An 18,146-nucleotide genomic window follows, 5' to 3' on the forward strand; every position below is an offset into this window, starting at 1 on the left:
TCGGTGGGTCCGTCGTCGAGCGGTCCGTCGCCGGCGGGCCCGTCCTCCGTGCTCACGACGCGGCGTGCGCCAGCGCAGCGTAGGCGCGCTCGGGTCCGGTCGTCTCGAGGAGCGCCGCCGACAGCTCGTCGAGCCGCTCCCGCGCCGCCCCGTCCAGCGCCAGCATCCGACCGGCGGCGACCGCCAGCTCGGGCGCCGTCGCGCTGTTCGGATCGAGCACCTCGGCCACTCCCGCGTCCTCCAGCGCCGCAGCCCCGGCGAACTGATCCGTCGAGAACGGCAGGACGACGAGCGGCACTCCCGCCGTCATCGCCTCCGTCACGCTGTTGTTGCCGCCGTGCGTGACCGCCAGCGCGGCCCGCCCGAGCAGCGTCACCTGCGGCAGGAAGCCGCGCACCAGCCAGCCGGCGGGCACATCGCCGAGCGCCGCCGGATCGGTCGCCCCCGACGCGAGGGCGACGCGCACCGGCCGCCCGTCGACCGAGACCCCGGCCAGCGCCGCGACCACCCGCGCGAGCACGTCGTCGCGCACCGAGAGGAAGCTGCCGAAGCTCACGTAGACCACCGGGTCGTCCGACGCGGCCAGCCACTCCTCCACCTCGGCGTCGCGCGGCTCCCCGCGGACGGCCGAGCCGAGGAAGGCGTGCGGCGGCAGCTGCGCCGTGCGCGCCGCGTCGTGCAGCTCGCCGGGGTAGTTCAGCAGCAGCACGTCGCCGCTCTCGGCGAAGGCGTCGAGGCTGGGCGCCGCAGCCGGATCGAGCGCCACCAGCGCCGCGTTCCACTCCGCCGTGAAGGAGTCGCGGACCCGCTCGCAGAGCGCCCGCAGCCGGGCGAGGTCCTCGGCCGACGGCTCGAAGGCATCGGGCCAGACCGGCGGGAAGCCGTAGACCTCGCCCGGCACGGTCAGCGCGCTCGGGTGCCCGAGCACGACGTCGCCGTAGGGCACGCCGAGCGCGCGCAGGGCGACCCGCGCGGTGAAGGCGAGGTGGTCGACGACGATCGCGTCGGGCCGGACCTCGTCGAGGATCTCGCGCAGCCGCGCGGAGACGCCCGCCGGGTCCCAGAGCAGATCGGTCAGCCGCTCGCGCGCCTGGTACTCCAGGGTCGGCACCATGCCGCGGCGGGTCGCGTCGAAGAAGCCGCGGAGCGAGTCGCCCTCGTCGGGCGCCTGCTCCTCCGCCCGGATGGTCCCCGGGTTCGAGCCGCGGCCGAGCCGGAGCGGGACGTGCTCGAAGCCGAAGCCGTCGACGATCGAGCGCGTCGCGTCTCCGGTCGCGACCACGACGCGCTCCCCGGCCGCGCGCCAGGCGGTGCCGAGGGTCGCCAGCGGCAGCAGGTGCGACGCGTAGTCGGGGCTGACGATCAGCAGGGTCACGAGGCGCCCAGCACGAGGTCGCAGCGGAGCGGGCGCTCCTGGTCGGCGGTGGCGCGGACGTAGACGCCGGAGAGCGCGTGCGCCATCGCCTCGATCGTGTAGCGCTCGAGCACCATGGCGCGGCCTCGCTCGGCGGAGAACTCGGCGAGCGGGCCCGCGGCGAGGTCGAGCGCGAGGCAGGCGGCGACGGCGAGCGCCTCGTGGTCGGTGGTGTCGACCAGGAAGCCGGTCACGCCCTCCTCCACGTAGGTCGCGGGGCCGCCCGTGGCCGGGGCGACGACGGGCAGGCCCGCGGCGAGCGCCTCGAGCAGCGCGATGCCGAACTCCTCCTTGACGCTCGCGCAGACGTACGCGCCGCCGGCCGCGGCGAGACCGGGCCGGCCGTGGCGGACGGCGCCGAGCCAGCGGGCCACCGTGCCGTTGGGGCGGTGCCCGGCGAGCAGCAGACCGCCGGCCGAGCCGGACCGGGCGGCGACGGCGCGGAGGCGGTCGAGCTGCTCGGTCTCGTCCGGGCTCGGCTCGGCGAGGTCGCCGCCGACCAGGAGGAGGTTCGCGCGATCGCGCAGCGGCGAGCCGGCCCACGCCTCGGCGAGCGTCGCCATCCCCTTCACCCGGTGCAGGCGCCCGACGCTGAGCAGCAGCGGCAGCCCGCGGCGCTCGGCCGGCAGCTCCGCCAGCAGCGCGGCGAGCGCCGAGAGGTCGTCGCCGGCGTCGAGGGCGACGTCCTCGCCCGCGGCGGCGGCGCGGGCCGCGTCCTCGCCGCGCTCGACGAGGCGGACGTCGATCCCCTCCGGCACGATCGTGTGCCGCTCGGGGTGCGCGGTGATGTCGATGCCGAGCATGTCGCGCATCGTCTCCGCCAGCTCGGCGCGCGGGAAGAGCACGGTGTGCGCCGCGTCGGCGGCGAGCCGCTGCACGAGGCGCACGCGGAACCAGAAGTGCTCGACGGCGTCGCGGTCGCCGAAGTCGGCGCGCGAGAGGGCTCCGCTCGCGTCGAGTCCCGCGATCAGGGCGTGCGGGTCGGGCGCGACGGTGAAGACGACGGGGATCTCGAGCTCGCGGGCGACCGCGGCCGCGGCGAGCGAGCCGACGTCGGCCATCCGCAGGTGCAGGACGTCGACGCGGCCGGCGGCGCGGAGGATGCGGCGGATGCCGCGCTCGGCGGCGATGCGGCGCGGCCAGGCCTGCGGCATCGGCACGGCGTCGCCGACGAAGGGCACCGGGGCGAAGCCGTGGCCCGCGGCGGGCAGATCGGCCAGGGCGCGCTCGGCCTCGGCGGGGGTGCCGCGCGAGAGCGTGAGGACCCGGTCGATGCCCTCCTCCTCGGTCAGCGCGTCGCCGAGGCGGACGAGGAGGGTCGCGATGCCGCCGTTGTCGCCGGCCCCGACGCGGGTGAGGGTGCCGTCGATGTCGGCGTGCACGAAGAGCTGGGCGACGGTCGGGCCCGCGCCGGTCACCGGGGCGATGGCGCGGTCGGCGAGCGCGACGCGCGCGACGGGTCCGAGCGGCTCCGGCATCTCGCCGAGGCGGGCGAGCATCAGCGCGGCGTCGTCGGAGGGCCGCTCGCCGAGCGCGTCGGCGGCCGCGGCGCGCGCCTCGAACACCTCGCCCTCGTCGGCGGCGATGTGCAGGAGGGTGCGCTCGGCGATCGCGCCGGGGACCAGCCCCATCGTCTCGACGTAGCGGGCGCGGACGTCGCGGTCGCGCTCGCCGATCAGCGCGCCCTCGAGCGCGAGGGCGACGAGGTCGGGCGCGGAGGACGCCCAGAGCAGCAGGGTGCGCTGCGCGAGCATGCCGGCGAAGCCGCCGTCGCGGATCATCCGGAGCAGCGGTCCGACGGCGGCCGGCCGCGGCAGTCGCCCGCCGAACGCCCAGGCGGCGTGCTCGCGGAGGAAGGCCCGCTCGTCGGCGAGCAGCCGGAGCAGCGCGAGGTCGGCCTCCTCGTCGAAGACCTGCGCGAGCGAGTGCACCGCGGCGATGGCGGTGAGCTGGTCGGCGGGGTCGAGGGCCGCGCGGGTGAGCAGGCGCACGGCGCGACCGCCCCCGTCGCTGACAGCGGCGATCGTCAGCGCGTCGGCCGCCCGGATCGCCTCCAGGAGGGTGGGCGCTGCGCGCACGGCGTCGAGAACGGTCTGCGTGGCCACGGGATCACCTGGTCTGGTCGGAGCGGAAGGGGGCGCGTCACAGGACCGCCCCCACGAGCATGCCGCTCCCCGCGCTGGGAAATCACTACTTGCGCCCGAACTCCCCCCGCGCTAGCTCCTTCTGTCAAGGGGGTACCACCCGTGACTTCGCTTTCCGCAGATGCCACTTGTGTACACGACACGCCGTGAAAAGCGTGCACAAGTGGCATCTCGCGGCGGGGGATCAGCCCGCCAGCCACTCCAGGAGTCGCGGGAGCGGCCACGTCGTGACGATGCGGGCGGGCGGGACGCCGAGGCGCTCGGCGCGCGCGGCGCCGTAGTCGAGCAGGCCGAGCTGGCCGGGGGCGTGCGCGTCGCTGTCGATCGAGAAGAGGCAGCCGGCCTCCAGCGCGAGCGCGATCAGCTCGTCCGGCGGGTCCTCCCGCTCGGGACGGGAGTTGATCTCGACCGCGGTCCCGTGCTCGGCGCACGCCTGGAAGACGGCCTCCGCGTCGAAGGTGGACGGCGGGCGGGTGCCGCGCTCCCCCGTGACGAGCCGCCCGGTGACGTGCCCGAGCACGCGGGTCCGCGGGTGCGCCGCCGCCGCGATCAGGCGCCGCGTCATCTCCCGGCTCGGCATCCGCAGCTTCGAGTGCGCGCTCGCGACCACCACGTCGAGCCGCGCGAGCATCTCCTCCGACTGGTCCAGCGCGCCGTCCTCCAGCACATCGACCTCGATCCCGCTCAGGAGGCGCAGCGACCCGGTGTCGAGGCCGGCCAGGTGCTCCAGCTGGTCGGCGAGCCGCTCGGCGCTCAGCCCGTGCGCGACCCGCAGCCGCGGCGAGTGGTCGGTCAGCGCGAGGTACTCGTGCCCGAGCGCCCGGGCCGCATCGGCCATCGCGGCGATCGGCGTCGCACCGTCGGACCACTCGCTGTGGCTGTGCAGATCGCCGCGGAGCAGGCTCCGGAGCGCGCTCTCCGGCAGGGACGCCGTCCCGCGCAGCCCGGCGAGGTAGTCCGGCACCCGCCCCTCGAGCGCCTGGCGGATCACGGTGAAGGTCGTGTCGCCGATCCCCGGCTCCGCGCGGACGAGCGCCAGGTCGGCCCGCTCGCCCTCGGCCATGCCCTCGAGCACGGCGAGCGCCTTGCGGAACGCCTTCGCGCGGTACTTCGACGCCCGCTCCTGCTCGAGCAGGGCGGCGATCTCCTGCAGTGCCGCGAGCGGATCCATGCCCCCGGTCTAGCAGACGCAGAGCGTCGCCTGAGTGATCGCCGAGCACTCTTGCTCGCGGCCGAACACGCGATATATCGTGACTTTCATCGACTCGCGTCATATCGCGAGTCGTCCCGGCACCAGCAGCAGCACGATCGCCCCATGAGGGCGCAGGAGGAGGAGCACCATGTCGCTCGAGAAATGGCTCGTGCAGGCGGGCGAGACGAAGGTCATCGACCTCGACGTCGTCCGCGCGATCAAGATCGCCCTGGTCGGCGGTCAGATCGACGTCATCGGGCACGACGAGCCCACCGCCCGCGTCGAGGTGCACAGCGTCTCGGGCCGGCCGCTCAAGGTCTCGATGGACGGCGACCGCCTCGAGGTCGACCACATCCAGCTCCGCTGGGACACCGTCGTCGACGTCGCGAAGGGCCTCGGCCGCAACGGCGACCGCGCCGACATCAGCCTCCTCGTCCCCCGCGGCGTCGCGCTGAAGTTCGACACCGTCTCGGCCGACGGCCTCGTCTCCGGACTGCACTCGGACGCCCGCGTCTCCACGGTCGGCGGCGACATCGTCATCGACGGCCTGCGCGGCGACATCGAGGCGAACACCGTCCACGGCGAGCTCTCGGTCCGCAACCACACCGGCCGCGTCACCGCGCACACCGTCTCGGGCGACGTCACCACCGCCGGCGCGCTCACCCGCTTCTCCGTCGACGGAGTCTCGGGCAGCGTCTTCGTCGACGCCGAGGACGCCCCGGACGAGATCCAGTGCAACACCGTCAGCGGCGACCTCACCATCCGGATCGACGAGGGCCTCGGCGCCCGCTACCGGATCAACACCGCCACCGGCACGCTGCAGCTCGACGGCGAGGTCGTGAAGGGCACGTTCGGCCGCGGCTACACCGCGACCACCGGCTCGCTCGACTCGAAGTGGGTCGACGTCACCGCCAACTCGGTGACCGGCGCCGTCACCGTCGTCCGCCGCTCCCCCGCCGCTCCCGCCGCGCAGCGCCTCACCGACGCGAGCGCGCTGTGAGCCCCGTCTTCGCGCACGGACGTCTGCGCCTCTACCTGCTCAACCTCCTCGCGGAGTCGCCCAAGCACGGCTACGAGCTGATCCAGGCGCTCAGCGAGCGCTTCGGCGGCACCTACGCCCCGAGCGCCGGCACGGTCTACCCGCGCCTGGCGAAGCTCGAGGAGGAGGGCCTGGTCACCAAGGAGGCCGACGGCCGCAAGACCGTCTACTCCATCACCGACGCGGGCCGTGCCGAGCTCGCGAACCGCGCGACCGACCTCGGCGACATCGAGGAGGAGCTGACCGACTCCGTCCGCCGCCTGGCCGACGAGGTGCGCCTCGGCGTCGCGGAGGCGATGAAGAGCCTCCGCGCGGACCTGGCGTCCGCCGCCCGCGACTCGCGCCCGTCGCGCGGCGGGCCGGAGCACTCGGCCGAGACGCCCGCCCCGGCGGAGTCGACGGACTCCACCACGGGCGAGCGCCCGCAGGACGCTCCGTCCGACTCCGCGGAGCACGCCGCGCCGGTCGACGCGCGCACCGCCTCCCGGCTCGCCCTGCGCGACGCCGAGGTGCTGCTCACCGAGTTCCGCGACGAGCTGCGCGCCGAGCTGCGCACGGCCGCCGCCCACGGCTCCGTGATCGCGGCGAGCACGGACGCCCTGCGCAACGCGCTCGACCAGGCGCGCGCGGCGGTCCGCTCCACGCTGAGCTGACGCCCACCGCGCCACCGCTGACGGCGGGGATCCCCTCGGGGGTCCCCGCCGTTCGGCTGTCCGCCCGCGCACCTCCGCACAACGAAGGCTCACCGCCCGATTCCATCGATGACGTCGCCGATCACCCTCCCCAGCCTTGGTTGCGCCGGGCCTTCGCCGACCACCCGCCCCTTGCGCTCCGCCGCTCCAGGACTATATTTCCTATAGGATCTTTTGTGCGGCCAACGCCGGTCGCATCGAGCGCAATGGAGCACTGATGAGCGAGAGCACTCCCACGCCGAACCTCCAGGGGGCGCAGTCCTGGGACGGCGTCGACTGGAACCCGGACACCTGGACCGCCGAGACCTGGCCGATCGCCACCTGCCTGCACGGCATCCCGCCCGTCGGCCGCGACGGCGTCGCCCTGCACGACGCGGCCCCCGAGGTCTGGGACGACATGTTCGCCCAGGTCGAGCAGGTCGGCTTCACCCTCGCCGAGCTCGCCGACAGCCACGTCCGCCCCGCCGACCTCGAGCCCTCGCGCCGAGACGAGTTCCTCAGCATCGCGAGGTCGCACGGCATCGGCATCCCCTCCGTGCACCTGCAGCGCCAGAGCGTGATCATGCCCGGGCACGAGGAGAAGAACCTCGCCTACGCGCACCGCACCATCGACGCCGCCGCGGAGTGGGGCATGCAGGTCTTCTCGACCGGTCTGCACCAGCCGTTCAGCGACGCGCAGAAGCGCGCCCTGTGGTTCTGGACCGCGCAGGGCCCGAAGGACCCCGACGACCGCGACGTCTGGGACGCCGCCGTCGGCCGCATCCGCGAGCTCGGCACGCACGCGGCCGACGTGGGCCTCCCGCTCGCGCTCGAGCTCTACGAGGACACCTACCTCGGCACCGCCGACAGCGCCGTCCGCTTCGTCGAGGAGGTGGGCCTGGACAACGTCGGCCTCAACCCCGATGTCGCGAACCTGATCCGCCTGCACCGCCCGGTCGAGGACTGGCGCGAGCTGTTCGCGAAGACCCTCCCCTACGCCAACTACATGCACGTGAAGAACTACACCCGCGACGAGTCGGCCGACGGCTCCTGGGCCACCTCGGTCCCCTCGACCATGGAGGCCGGTCTCATCAACTACCGCCAGGTCCTGCGCGACGCGATCGAGGGCGGCTTCCGCGGCATCCTCCTCGCCGAGCACTACGGCGGCGACAGCCTCGGCATGTGCTCGACCAACCAGACCTACATCCGCTCGCTGCTGCCCCGCGCGGCCCGGGCCTCGCAGTAAGGAACGCACCCCCATGAGCGACACCGCAGACACCGCAGACACCGCAGACACCACCGGCACCACCGCCCCGACCGCGCGCACCATCGCCGTCGTCGGCTCCGGCTACATGGGCGGAGGCATGGCCCAGGTCCTCGCGCTCTCCGGCGCCACCGTCGTCATCGCCGACATCTCCGAGGAGATCGCCCGCAGCAACTACGAGCGCCTGCTCACCGAGACCGCGCAGTTCGTCGCCGACGGCCTCTTCCCCGAGGACGCGGTCGAGCGCATCCGGCAGAACCTCTCCCCCGCCGCGTCGATCGAGGAGGCCGTCGCGACCGCCGACTTCATCGAGGAGGCGGTGCCCGAGAAGATCGAGATCAAGCACGAGACACTCCGCCGGATCAGCGCCGCCGCGCGCCCCGACGCCGTGATCGGCTCGAACACTTCGACCATCCTGATCGGCTCGCTGGCCGAGGCCGTCACGAACCCCGAGCGCTTCCTCGGCGTGCACTTCTCCAACCCCGCGCCGTTCATCCCCGGCGTCGAGCTGATCCCGCACGAGGGCACCGCCGAGAGCGCGATCGCGCTGGCGGAGGAGATCGTCGCGGCGACCGGCAAGGAGACCGCGCGGGTCAAGGACTCCACCGGCTTCGTGCTCAACCGCCTCCAGTACGCGCTCTTCCACGAGGCGACGCAGATCGTCGAGGAGGGCATCGCCACCCCCGAGGACATCGACACGATCGTCCGCACCACCTTCGGCTTCCGCCTCCCCGTCTTCGGCCCGTTCGCGATCGCCGACATGGCCGGCCTCGACGTCTACGCCTTCTGCTACGCCTCGCTGCAGACCCGCTGGCCCGAGCGCTTCGCCACCCCGGAGTCGCTGGCCGCGCTGGTCGACGCCGGCAAGTTCGGCACCAAGTCCGGCGCCGGCTACCTCGACGTGCCCGCCGAGCGCACCGCCGAGCTGATCGCGTACCGCAACCGCGCCTACGTCGCCATCAAGAAGCTGATGGACGAGCTCGGCCCCGCGCCGATCGCCTGACGCGCCGACCGAGAAGGAGCACTCACCATGACTGCATTCCCCGAGTCCCGGACCGTCGTCCTCACCGGCGCCGCGTCCCCGCGCGGTATCGGCCGCTACTCCGCCCACCACCTCGCCGAGCAGGGCTGGAACGTCGGGATCATCGACCTCCACGCCGAGGCCGCGCAGGAGGTGGCCGCCGAGATCGCCGAGCAGCACGGCGTCCAGGCCGCGGGAGCCGGCGCGAACGTCGCCGACGACGCGCAGGTCCGCGCCGCCTTCGACGCGCTCGAGGCCGCCCTCCCGCCCGTCGTGGCGCTGGTCAACCTGGCCGGGATCGCCTCCCCCGTCTCCTACCTCGAGGTCACCCCCGAGGAGTGGCAGCGGGTGATCGACGTCAACCTCAACGGCGTGCACTTCAGCACCCGCCGCGCGGTGGAGTCGATGATCACCCGCGGCATCGGCCGCGTCGTCAGCCTCTCCTCCGTCTCCGCGCAGCGCGGCGGCGGCACCTTCAGCAAGACCGCGTACTCGGCGGCGAAGGCCGGCGTCATCGGCTTCACCCGCAGCGTCGCCCGCGAGCTGGGCGGGCAGGGGATCACGGTCAACGCGATCTCCCCCGGCCCGATCGACACCGACATCATGGGCGGCACCCTCACCGAGGAGCGCAAGACGGCCATGGCCGCCGACGGCGTCCTCCCCCGCATCGGCACGCCCCGCGACATCGCCGCGGCGATCGCCTACCTCATCAGCGAGGACTCCGGCTTCGTGACGGGTCAGACCCTGAACGTCGACGGCGGCCTCTACATGCACTGATCGCCTCCGGCCCTCACTCGAACGGACACCCCATGAACAAGCTCACCGGAACCTGGTCGCTCGGCCGCTGGATCTTCCTCGGCGTCGGCGTGATCCTCGTCGCCGTCGGCATGGCGCAGATCCTGCCCGCGCTCGGCTCCTGACCCCTCCCACCCCTCACCGCATTCGGCCGACTCAAAGGAGAGCGCCTTGACCACCTCGTCCCCAGCCCTCGGATCCACCCGTGATCCCGCGCTGAAATCCGCCATCTCGAAGGCGTCGCGGCATCTGATGCCGATGCTCGTCATCCTCTACTTCGTCGCGTTCCTCGACCGCACCAACGTCGGCTTCGCCGAGGAGGCGCTCTCGGTCGACCGGGGCATCTCGGACGGAGCGTTCGCGCTCGGCGCCGGCATCTTCTTCATCGGCTACGCGATCTTCGAGATCCCGAGCAACCTGCTGCTCAAGCGCTTCGGCGCCCGGTTCTGGCTGGCCCGCATCGCGGTCACCTGGGGCATCGTGGCCGCGGCGTTCGCCTTCACCACCGGCGACACGATGTTCATCATCCTGCGCTTCCTGCTCGGCGTGACCGAGGCCGGCCTCTTCCCCGGCGTGATCATGTTCCTGTCGGAGTGGTTCCCCAACAAGGTGCGCGTGCAGATGTTCGCGATCTTCTACCTGGCGCAGCCCTTCTCGCAGATGCTCGGCGCCCCGCTCAGCGGCGGACTGATCAGCGTCGGCAACCAGATCACCCCGTGGGAGGGCTGGCAGGTGATGTTCTTCACCGAGGGCGTGCTCGCGGTGATCGCCGGCTTCGCGGCGCTGAAGTTCCTGACGAACCATCCGCAGAAGGCGAAGTGGCTGACGCAGGGCGAGAAGGACTCGTTGACGGCGGCGATGGAGCGCGAGGACACCGTGCGCCAGGCCGACGGCCCGACCGGCATCTGGAAGGCGATGGCCAGCTGGAAGGTCTGGTACTTCACGATCATCTACTTCTGCCTGCAGATCGCGGTCTACGGCACCACCTTCTACCTCCCGCAGCAGGTCGCGAACCTGATCGGGCAGGACGTCGGCTTCCAGGTCGGCCTCGTCTCGGCCATCCCGTGGCTGGTGGGCCTGTTCGCCTGCTACTACGTGGGCCAGCACGCCAACACCATCCGCCGCCGCCGCTCCTGGGGCGCGATGTTCTACATCTTCACCGGCCTGTCGATCTTCGGCTCGGCCTGGGCGGGATCGGCCGGAGAGCCGATCCTCGGCCTGCTGTTCATCACCCTCGCGGTGGCGAGCTTCCTCTCCGTCGGACCGATCACCTGGGCCTACCCGACCGCGTTCCTCACCGGAGCGGCGGCCGCGGCCGGCATCGGCCTGATCAACTCGCTCGGCAACCTGGGCGGCTTCGTCGCCCCGCTGATGCGCAACGGCTTCAACGAGGCCGTGCCCACCGAGAGCGGCGTGTGGGGAGTCGTCTCCCTCGGCGTCTTCGCGTTCCTCGCGGCCGCCATGATGTTCTGCACCAAGTTCTTCCGCGGCTCCAAGGCGGACGAGCTGCTCGAGACCACGAGCGTCCAGGCGGGCCACTGACCCGCAGCCGCCCGCTCGGAGGGCCCGACCGCACCGCGCGGCCGGGCCCTCCGTCGTCCGCCGCCCGAGCAGCCCGCGCAGCCCGCGCAGCGGGCACCCATGCTGATCGAGCGACCGGCGCAGCGGCCATCCATGCTGATCGAGCAGCCCGCGCAGCGGGCACATCGAGATCCACCCCCCTGCACGACGTCGGTCTCGATACGCCGCTCCGCGGCTGCTCGACCAGCATGGGTCGCCGCACTCGCGCACACCTCGCGCTCTGACAGCGCACCGTCGGGCCGACTTCGGCACGCGAGACGACCTCCGGCACGCGGGGATCGCCCGGTTCCGCGAGCCGAGGCGGATTCCGCGAGCCGGGGCCGGTTCCGCGAGCCGGAGCTCGGCCGCGCGCCGGCTAGCGCGCGCGGACGGAGTCGCGGCGCGAGCGCTCGCGCACCCGCTCGATGTGCACGCGCATCGCCGCCGCAGCCGATTCGGGGCCGGCCGCGAACGCGTCGACGATCGCCCGGTGCTCCACCACGGCGTCGTCCGCGTCGCTGACGCCCGTCTGCACGGTCTGGCGCATGCGGTGCACGCGCGTCGAGATCGCCTCGGACATGTCGATCAGGAACGGGTTGTGCGTGCCCTCGAAGATCAGGTGGTGGAAGTTCCAGTCCACCGCGAAGTACTCGCGCAGCAGCGCCACCGGCAGCTCGCCCTCGGTCGAGGCCGCGCGCACGACGACGGTCATCGCCTCGTGCGCGGCGAGCGCCTCCTGCAGCCGCGGCACCAGCGCCGCCTCGTGCGCCGAGGCGAGGGCGGCCGCGCCGCTCTCGAGCACCAGCCGCGCGTCGAAGAGCGCGTCCAGCTGGTCGTCGGCGAGCGGCGGCGCCACCCGGTAGCCCTTGTTGGCCACCCGGGTGACGAGGCCCGTGCGCTCGAGCTGCACGAGCGCCTCGCGCACCGGCGTCGGCGAGACGCCGAGCTCGCGCGCCACCGCGTCGATCGAGAGGCGCATGCCCGGCTCGATGTCCGGGCCGAGCAGCACATCGAGAACGCGGTCGTAGACGTGGTCGCGCAGCCCGCGCCGCTCGATCGACTCCGCGCCGGTGAGGCGGAACACGGGGTCGGTCATCACAGCCTCGCGGATCGGTGCGGCACCGGTCCGGTGCCGCTCGGTGAAGGGGTCGGCTCAGCTTACGCAGTCGCTCCCGAGCGCTCGTACGCGACGATCTCCTCCACCTTCGCGGCAGAAGCGCTCGACTCGTCGAAGACGTAGCCGAGCCACTCGCGCACGTTCCGCCGGGCGACCTCGATGCCGACGACGCGCTGCCCCATGCAGAGCACCTGCGCGTCGTTCGAGAGCACGCCGCGCTCCACCGAGAAGGAGTCGTGCGCCGTCACGGCGCGGATCCCCTCGACCTTGTTCGCCGCGATCGCGACGCCCAGGCCGGTGCCGCAGATCAGCAGCGCCCGGTCGGCCTCGCCGCGGGCGACCAGCTCGGCCGCCGCGATCGCGACGCTCGGGTACGGCGTGTGCGACTCCGCGTCCACGCCGACGTCGACGACCGAGACCACCCGGTCGTCGGCCTCGAGGTCGCGCTTCAGGATCTCCTTGTAGTCGTAGCCGGCGTCGTCCGATCCGACGACGATCCTCCAGGTGGTGCTCATGCTGTCTCTCCTTCGTTGCTGGACGGTGCGGTCGTGGACGATGCGGTGCCGGATGCGGCACCGAGCTGCGGTGCGATCGCCTCGACGATCAGCGCGAACGAGACCGCACCGGGGTCGGGCGTGCCGAGCGACTTCTCGCCGTGCGAGCGCGCGCGGCCGAGGCCGGGCATCAGGTCCGAGGTGGCGTCGGCGGCCGAGCGCGCGGCGATGGCCGCGGCGCCCCAGGCGTCCGCCAGCGCGTCGCCCGCGCCGGCCCGCTCCGCGAGCGTCTCGGCGAACGGCACCAGCGCGTCGACCATCGTCTTGTCGCCGACGCTCGCCTTCCCGTAGCCGCGGACGGCGTCGGAGGCGGCGGTCACTCCCGCGCTCACCTCGCGCGCGCTCACGGCGCGGTCGTCGCCGAGCGCCCCGCCGACGCTGCGGAGGATGACACCCCAGAGCGCTCCGGAGGTCCCGCCCGCCCGGTCCGACCAGGCGTCGCCGGCCCGGGTGAGCAGCGTCTGCGCCCCCGCTCCGCGCTCGAGCACGCCGGCCGCCTCCTGCGCGGCGGCCCGCGCCCCGCGCTGCATGCCGATGCCGTGGTCGCCGTCGCCCGCGATCGCGTCGAGGCGGCCGAGCTCGTCGGCGTTCGCATCGATCACGTCGCGGATCGCGCCCAGCGCGTCGTACACCCGCACGGCGGCGGCACGCGACTCCTCGGAGGACTCGCCGATCTCCTCGGCGACCTCCTCGGCCTGCGTCGCGGTCACGGTCACCAGTGCGCCGCCGTCGACCGCGCCGGTGCGGAAGGCCGGGGTGTCGCTCGGCGCCGACCAGAGCGTCTCGAGCTCCTCGTCGACCCAGAACAGCGTCAGCGAGACGCCGGCCATGTCGAAGCTGGTGCAGAACTCGCCCACCTGCGGGTCGACGAGGGTGATCCCGCGCGCCTCGAGCAGGTCCGCGATCGTGCTGAAGACGACGAACAGCTCCTCGCTCTTCACCGAGCCGAGGCCGTTCAGCACGGGGACCACGCGGGCGCCGTCGACGCTGACGCCCTCGGGGATCTCGGCGTCGGCGAGCAGGTGCGTGACGAACAGCTCGGCGAGCTCCGCGGCACTGGGGATGTCGACCTCGTCGATCCCGGGCTCGCCGTGGATGCCGAGCCCGACCGCCATCCGGCCCTCGGGGACCGAGAACAGCGGCTCCTCCGCGCCGGGCAGCGTGCAGCCGGTGAAGGCGACGCCGAGGGAGCGGGTGCGCGCGTTGCCCAGCACGGCCACGCGCTCCACGTCGTCGATCGAGTAGCCCGCGGCGGCGGCCGCTCCCGCCACCTTGAAGACGGTGAGGTCGCCCGCGATCCCGCGGCGCTTGTGCGCCTCCTCGGGCTTCGCGCTGAAGACGTCGTCGGTCACGGTGACGGTGCGGCAGTCGATGCCGTCGGCCCGCACCGCGTCCTGCGCGGCGGTGAAGTGCAGCACGTCGCCGGCGTAGTTGCCGTAGCTGAGCAGCACGCCGCGGCCCTGCTCGCTCGCACGGATCACCGACTCGACCTGGTGCGCCGAGGGCGAGGCGAAGAGGTTGCCCATCGCGGCGCCGTGGGCGAGGCCGGGGCCGACCAGTCCGGCGAAGGCGGGGTAGTGCCCGGAGCCGCCGCCGATGACGACCGCGACCTCGGGCTCCTCGGAGCGGGTCGAGCGGGACACGCCGCCGACGACCTTGCGGACCCAGCGGCCGTTGGCGCGGACGAAGCCGTCGACCATGTCGTCGGCGAAAGCGGCGGGTTCGTTCCAGAGACGGGTCATGCTCGTCGGCTCCTCATCATCGAGTGCGCCGGCCCTCCGGCCGGACCCATCGATCCTATAGGATTTCCACCCCGTCCTCCAGGCGACGCGGGCGGCTACTGCCGCCCCACCGCCAGCGCCTCCTCCTCCACGTCGAGGAACGCCAGCGCGCTGCGCACCGCCGGCTCCTGGTAGCGCCCCTCGGCGCGCGCCTTCAGCACCGCCTCGCGCTCGGCCGCGATCATCACGCGGCGCAGCCGGTTGTAGGAGTGGGTGAGCGGCTCCGCGTCCTCCCCCGCCGGCGGATTCTCCAGCGCGTCCGCGAGGAACACCGCGTTCCGCCGCAGCCGGTCGAGCACCCGCTCCTCGACGCCGTCCTGAGGCTCCTGGTCGAGCCGGGCGAGGCCGGCCGTCTGCGCCTCGGCCAGCAGCATCTGCTTCTCCACGTGCTCCTGCTGCTCGTTCGGCGGCGGCAGCCTGAGCAGCCGCACCACCCGCGGCAGCGCGAGCCCCTCGACGAGCGTCCCCGCCACCACCACGAACGCCAGGAACTGCAGGAACGCCCGCTGCGGCGTCTCCTCCGGCAGCAGGAACGCCGCGGCGAGCGTGACGACCCCGCGGATCCCCGCGAACGACACCCCGAGCGCCGTCGGCCAGGTCCAGCCGCGCTGCTGCAGCCGTCGCGGACCGTGCCGGAAGAGCACGGTGGTCATGCACATCCAGAGCACCCGGCTGACGATCAGCGCCGCGAGCAGCGCCGCGCTGATGCCGATCCCCTGCCAGACGCCGATGTCCGAGTCGGCGGTCGCCGCGACCACCGAGGACAGGCTCAGCCCGATGAAGAGGAAGACCGCGTTCTCGAGCAGGAACTGGATCGTGCGCCAGTTCAGCGACTCCGCGATCCGCGCCTGGGCCGACTGGATCACCGGCGCGCGGAAGCCGAGGAACAGCCCCGCGACCACCACCGCGAGCACCCCCGAGCCGTGCAGCAGCTGCGCCGGGATGAACGCGACGTACGGCGTCACCAGCGAGAGGCTCGTGTCGAGCACGGAGGAGGACACCTGCTTGCGCACGACGCCCAGCACGAACGCCACCAGCAGGCCGACGCCCGCGCCGACCACCACCGCCAGCACGAAGTCGAGCGCGATCCCGCCCGGTGTCACCGTGCTGACGATCGCGAGCAGCGACGCGTTCAGCGCCACCAGCGCGGTCGCGTCGTTGAGCAGGCTCTCGCCCTCGAGCACCGTCAGCATCCGCCGCGGCAGCCGCAGCCGCCCGGCGATGGCCGTCACCGCCACGGCGTCGGTCGGCGCCACGATCGCGCCGAAGGCGAGGGCCGCGGCGATCGAGATCGCGGGCACCACCGCCCAGGCGACCGCGCCGACCACCAGCACCGTGAAGACCACGAGCCCGACCGAGAGCAGCAGGATGCTGTCGCCGCGGGCGCGGACGTCCAGCACCGAGGTGCGGATCGCCGCCGCGTAGAGCAGCGGCGGCAGGATGCCGTAGAGGACGACGTCCGGCTCGACCACGACCTCGGGGATCCCGGGGACGAAGGAGGCCAGCGCGCCGACGGCGACCAGCGCCACGGGAGCCGACCAGCCCGCCCTGCCCGACAGCCCCGTCACCAGCACGGTGACGACCACGAACGAGACGATCCAGATGATGGCGACGACCGGTTCCTCCACGCGGCTCCCTCCCGAGAGCCGAGCCTAGGCCCGAGCGCCGACCCTAGGCACCGGCCTCGTGGATGTCGCGGGCCTTGGTCACGCGCCCGGCGTCGACGGGGTTCATCCCGAGCACGATCTTGCCGCGCGAGTGCCGCTTCTCCAGGTCGTCGAAGGCGTCCTGCACGAAGCCGTAGGGGTAGAAGCCCGAGACCAGCACCCGCAGCTTCTGGTCGCGGACGAGCGCGACCAGCTCGCCGAGGATCTCGGTGTCCCGGCGCGCGGTCTCGGCGTCGGGCCACACGGCGCGCAGCTCGATCTCCTTGCGGTCGTCGCTGGAGTGGAAGCGGCCCGGCTCGATGCCGAGGTCCGCGGCGAGCTCCGCGTTGTCGCCGCCGAAGTTGTCGAGGAAGACGGTCACGCCGTTCGGAGCGGCCGCGCGGATGCGGTCGACGATGCCGTCGCCGTAGACGATCGGCTTCACGCCGATCTGGCGGAGGTAGTCGAAGTTGCGCTCGCCGCAGGTGCCGAGCACGGTCGCGCCGCGCAGCTTCGCCAGCTGGATCTCCATGCTCCCGACGCCGCCCGCCGCCGCCGAGACGACGACGGTGTCGTCCGGCCCGATGTGCATGGCCTCGATCGCGCGCCAGGCGGTGACGCCGGCGAGGAACAGCGCGCCCCCGACCTCCCAGCTCACCGAGGCGGGCTTGGCGACGAGGTTCTGGCGCGGGACGACGATGTGCGTGGCGTGCGAGCCGACCAGCGCGTGCCCGACGACGTCGGTGCGCAGCTTGATGTCGCGCACACCCTCGCCGAGGCCGACGACGATGCCGGAGAAGTCGGTGCCCTGGCGCATCGGGAAGGCGGCGGAGTGGTCGGAGTCGAACATCCCCTGCCGGATGAACGCCTCCATGTGGTTCACACCGGCCGCGAGGACCTCGACCAGCACCTCCCCCGGCCCGGGCTGAGGTCGCGCGATGTCCGCGATCTCGAGCACGTCCACGCCGCCGAAGCGGGAGAACTGGACGGCACGGGCGGAGTCGGAGCGCAGACGGGACATGCGCTCATCATCCGCCCCCGGCGGCGCGACCCCGTGGCCCCCGAAAGGGGACATGCGACTCCGGAGGGGCCGATCGGGCCGTCAGGCGACGGTGCCGGCGTCCCCCTCGGCGACGGCGTCCGGGCAGTAGAGCTGCGTGCGCGGGCCGCTGCGGTCGATCACGTGCTCCGACATCAGGCGGCCGCAGAGCGGGCAGGCCCGGCCGGCGGGAGCCTCGGGCTCGGGCTGGTCGTAGGGCCCGAGCGGCGGCGGGCCGAGCCAGGGGAAGAGCCGCGCGTTGAAGCGCTGGTAGAGGGATCGGGTCGGCTTCGCCATATGCTTAGTGTACTAATCATCAGTGCGCGATGGGAAAGGGAGGCCGACTCCGTGGACAGCGATCCCCAGGACATCGATCCGCTCGCCCTGCAGAACCAGGTCTGCTTCTCGCTCGCCGTGGCCGCGCGGACCGTCATCGGCCTCTACCGCCCCGTCCTCGAGCCGCTCGGGCTCACCCACCCGCAGTACCTGGTGATGCTCGCGCTCTGGGAGCGCGCCCCCCGCTCGCTCGCCGACCTCGGCGCCGCCCTGCACCTCGAGCCGGCCACCCTCAGCCCCCTGGTGAAGCGCCTCGAGGCGACCGGCTGCGTCACGCGCGCCCGCAGCACCGAGGACGAGCGCCGCCTCGACGTCGCGCTCACCCCGTCCGGAGCCGCGCTCCGCGAGCGCGCACTCCAGGTCCCCCCGCGGATCGTCGAGCGCCTCGACCTCCCCCTCGACGAGCTGACCGCCGTCCGCGACGCCCTCACCCGCCTGATCGGCGCCGCCACCGGCCCCTGACCCGGGATCTCGATGCGCCCTGCGGGCTGCTCGATCAGCAGGGGTGCGCCGCCCTGCGGGCCGTTCGATCAGCAGGGATGCCCCGGGAACGACGAGGGGGCCCCGCCGTCA

At 73.3% G+C, this 18,146-nt stretch carries 16 protein-coding genes; 7 read left to right on the forward strand and 9 right to left on the reverse strand.

Going from position 1 to position 18,146, the window contains the following annotated elements:
- Window positions 1-52 precede the first annotated feature (52 nt).
- The 3 genes from GTU73_RS18555 to GTU73_RS18565 form a co-directional block, all read right to left on the reverse strand.
- Window positions 53-1,375 (reverse strand): glycosyltransferase, encoded by a 1,323-nt coding sequence (locus tag GTU73_RS18555; RefSeq protein ID WP_160091082.1) that lies wholly within the window; start codon window positions 1,373-1,375, stop codon window positions 53-55.
- Window positions 1,372-3,519, reverse strand: coding sequence for a glycosyltransferase (locus GTU73_RS18560; protein WP_160091083.1), 2,148 nt, complete (start codon window positions 3,517-3,519; stop codon window positions 1,372-1,374). Before GTU73_RS18560 ends, GTU73_RS18555 begins: the two co-directional genes overlap by 4 nt.
- 223 nt (window positions 3,520-3,742) lie before the next feature.
- Window positions 3,743-4,729: a PHP domain-containing protein gene (locus GTU73_RS18565; protein WP_160091084.1), complete on the reverse strand. Its 987-nt coding sequence runs from the start codon at window positions 4,727-4,729 to the stop codon at window positions 3,743-3,745.
- Window positions 4,730-4,898: 169 nt separating this feature from the next.
- Here GTU73_RS18565 and GTU73_RS18570 point away from each other — a divergent pair, with 169 nt between their 5' ends.
- The 6 genes from GTU73_RS18570 to GTU73_RS18595 all read left to right on the forward strand — a co-directional run bounded on the left by GTU73_RS18570 (window position 4,899) and on the right by GTU73_RS18595 (window position 11,082).
- Entirely contained in the window at window positions 4,899-5,750 is an 852-nt protein-coding gene (locus GTU73_RS18570; RefSeq protein WP_160091085.1) for a hypothetical protein, read from the forward strand.
- Window positions 5,747-6,442, forward strand: coding sequence for a PadR family transcriptional regulator (locus GTU73_RS18575; protein WP_160091086.1), 696 nt, complete (start codon window positions 5,747-5,749; stop codon window positions 6,440-6,442). The genes GTU73_RS18570 and GTU73_RS18575 overlap by 4 nt, the downstream gene beginning before the upstream one ends.
- Before the next feature lie 256 nt (window positions 6,443-6,698).
- Window positions 6,699-7,706 (forward strand): sugar phosphate isomerase/epimerase family protein, encoded by a 1,008-nt coding sequence (locus tag GTU73_RS18580; RefSeq protein WP_160091087.1) that lies wholly within the window; start codon window positions 6,699-6,701, stop codon window positions 7,704-7,706.
- Between the two features lie 13 nt (window positions 7,707-7,719).
- On the forward strand, window positions 7,720-8,727 hold the full coding sequence (locus tag GTU73_RS18585) for a 3-hydroxyacyl-CoA dehydrogenase family protein (protein WP_160091088.1): 1,008 nt from the start codon (window positions 7,720-7,722) through the stop codon (window positions 8,725-8,727).
- A gap of 27 nt (window positions 8,728-8,754) precedes the next feature.
- Entirely contained in the window at window positions 8,755-9,522 is a 768-nt protein-coding gene (locus GTU73_RS18590; RefSeq protein ID WP_160091089.1) for an SDR family oxidoreductase, read from the forward strand.
- A 189-nt stretch (window positions 9,523-9,711) separates the two neighbouring features.
- Window positions 9,712-11,082, forward strand: a complete 1,371-nt coding sequence (locus GTU73_RS18595) for an MFS transporter (protein WP_244231697.1) — start codon at window positions 9,712-9,714, stop codon at window positions 11,080-11,082.
- A 394-nt stretch (window positions 11,083-11,476) separates the two neighbouring features.
- Here the strand turns inward: GTU73_RS18595 and GTU73_RS18600 are convergent, their stop codons facing one another.
- From GTU73_RS18600 to GTU73_RS18625, 6 genes are all read right to left on the reverse strand, one after another.
- Window positions 11,477-12,196 carry a GntR family transcriptional regulator gene (locus GTU73_RS18600; RefSeq protein ID WP_160091090.1) on the reverse strand — a complete coding sequence of 240 codons (720 nt, stop codon included), beginning with the start codon at window positions 12,194-12,196 and terminating at the stop codon, window positions 11,477-11,479.
- 62 nt (window positions 12,197-12,258) lie between these two features.
- Window positions 12,259-12,732: a ribose-5-phosphate isomerase gene (locus tag GTU73_RS18605; protein WP_123741040.1), complete on the reverse strand. Its 474-nt coding sequence runs from the start codon at window positions 12,730-12,732 to the stop codon at window positions 12,259-12,261.
- Complete coding sequence (locus tag GTU73_RS18610; protein ID WP_160091091.1) at window positions 12,729-14,513, reverse strand: dihydroxyacetone kinase family protein; 1,785 nt, start codon at window positions 14,511-14,513, stop codon at window positions 12,729-12,731. Before GTU73_RS18610 ends, GTU73_RS18605 begins: the two co-directional genes overlap by 4 nt.
- Window positions 14,514-14,608: 95 nt before the next feature.
- Window positions 14,609-16,180 (reverse strand): cation:proton antiporter, encoded by a 1,572-nt coding sequence (locus GTU73_RS18615; RefSeq protein ID WP_160091092.1) that lies wholly within the window; start codon window positions 16,178-16,180, stop codon window positions 14,609-14,611.
- 43 nt (window positions 16,181-16,223) lie between these two features.
- Entirely contained in the window at window positions 16,224-17,219 is a 996-nt protein-coding gene (locus GTU73_RS18620; RefSeq protein ID WP_160091093.1) for an NADP-dependent oxidoreductase, read from the reverse strand.
- 81 nt (window positions 17,220-17,300) lie between these two features.
- Entirely contained in the window at window positions 17,301-17,534 is a 234-nt protein-coding gene (locus tag GTU73_RS18625; RefSeq protein WP_160091094.1) for a hypothetical protein, read from the reverse strand.
- A gap of 51 nt (window positions 17,535-17,585) precedes the next feature.
- Here GTU73_RS18625 and GTU73_RS18630 point away from each other — a divergent pair, with 51 nt between their 5' ends.
- The gene (locus GTU73_RS18630) at window positions 17,586-18,035 is read left to right on the forward strand and encodes a MarR family transcriptional regulator (RefSeq protein WP_244231698.1); all 450 of its coding nucleotides are present in this window, start codon (window positions 17,586-17,588) and stop codon (window positions 18,033-18,035) included.
- Window positions 18,036-18,146 lie beyond the last annotated feature (111 nt).

The organism is Rathayibacter sp. VKM Ac-2804 (genome assembly GCF_009866655.1).
Taxonomy (GTDB): domain Bacteria; phylum Actinomycetota; class Actinomycetes; order Actinomycetales; family Microbacteriaceae; genus Rathayibacter.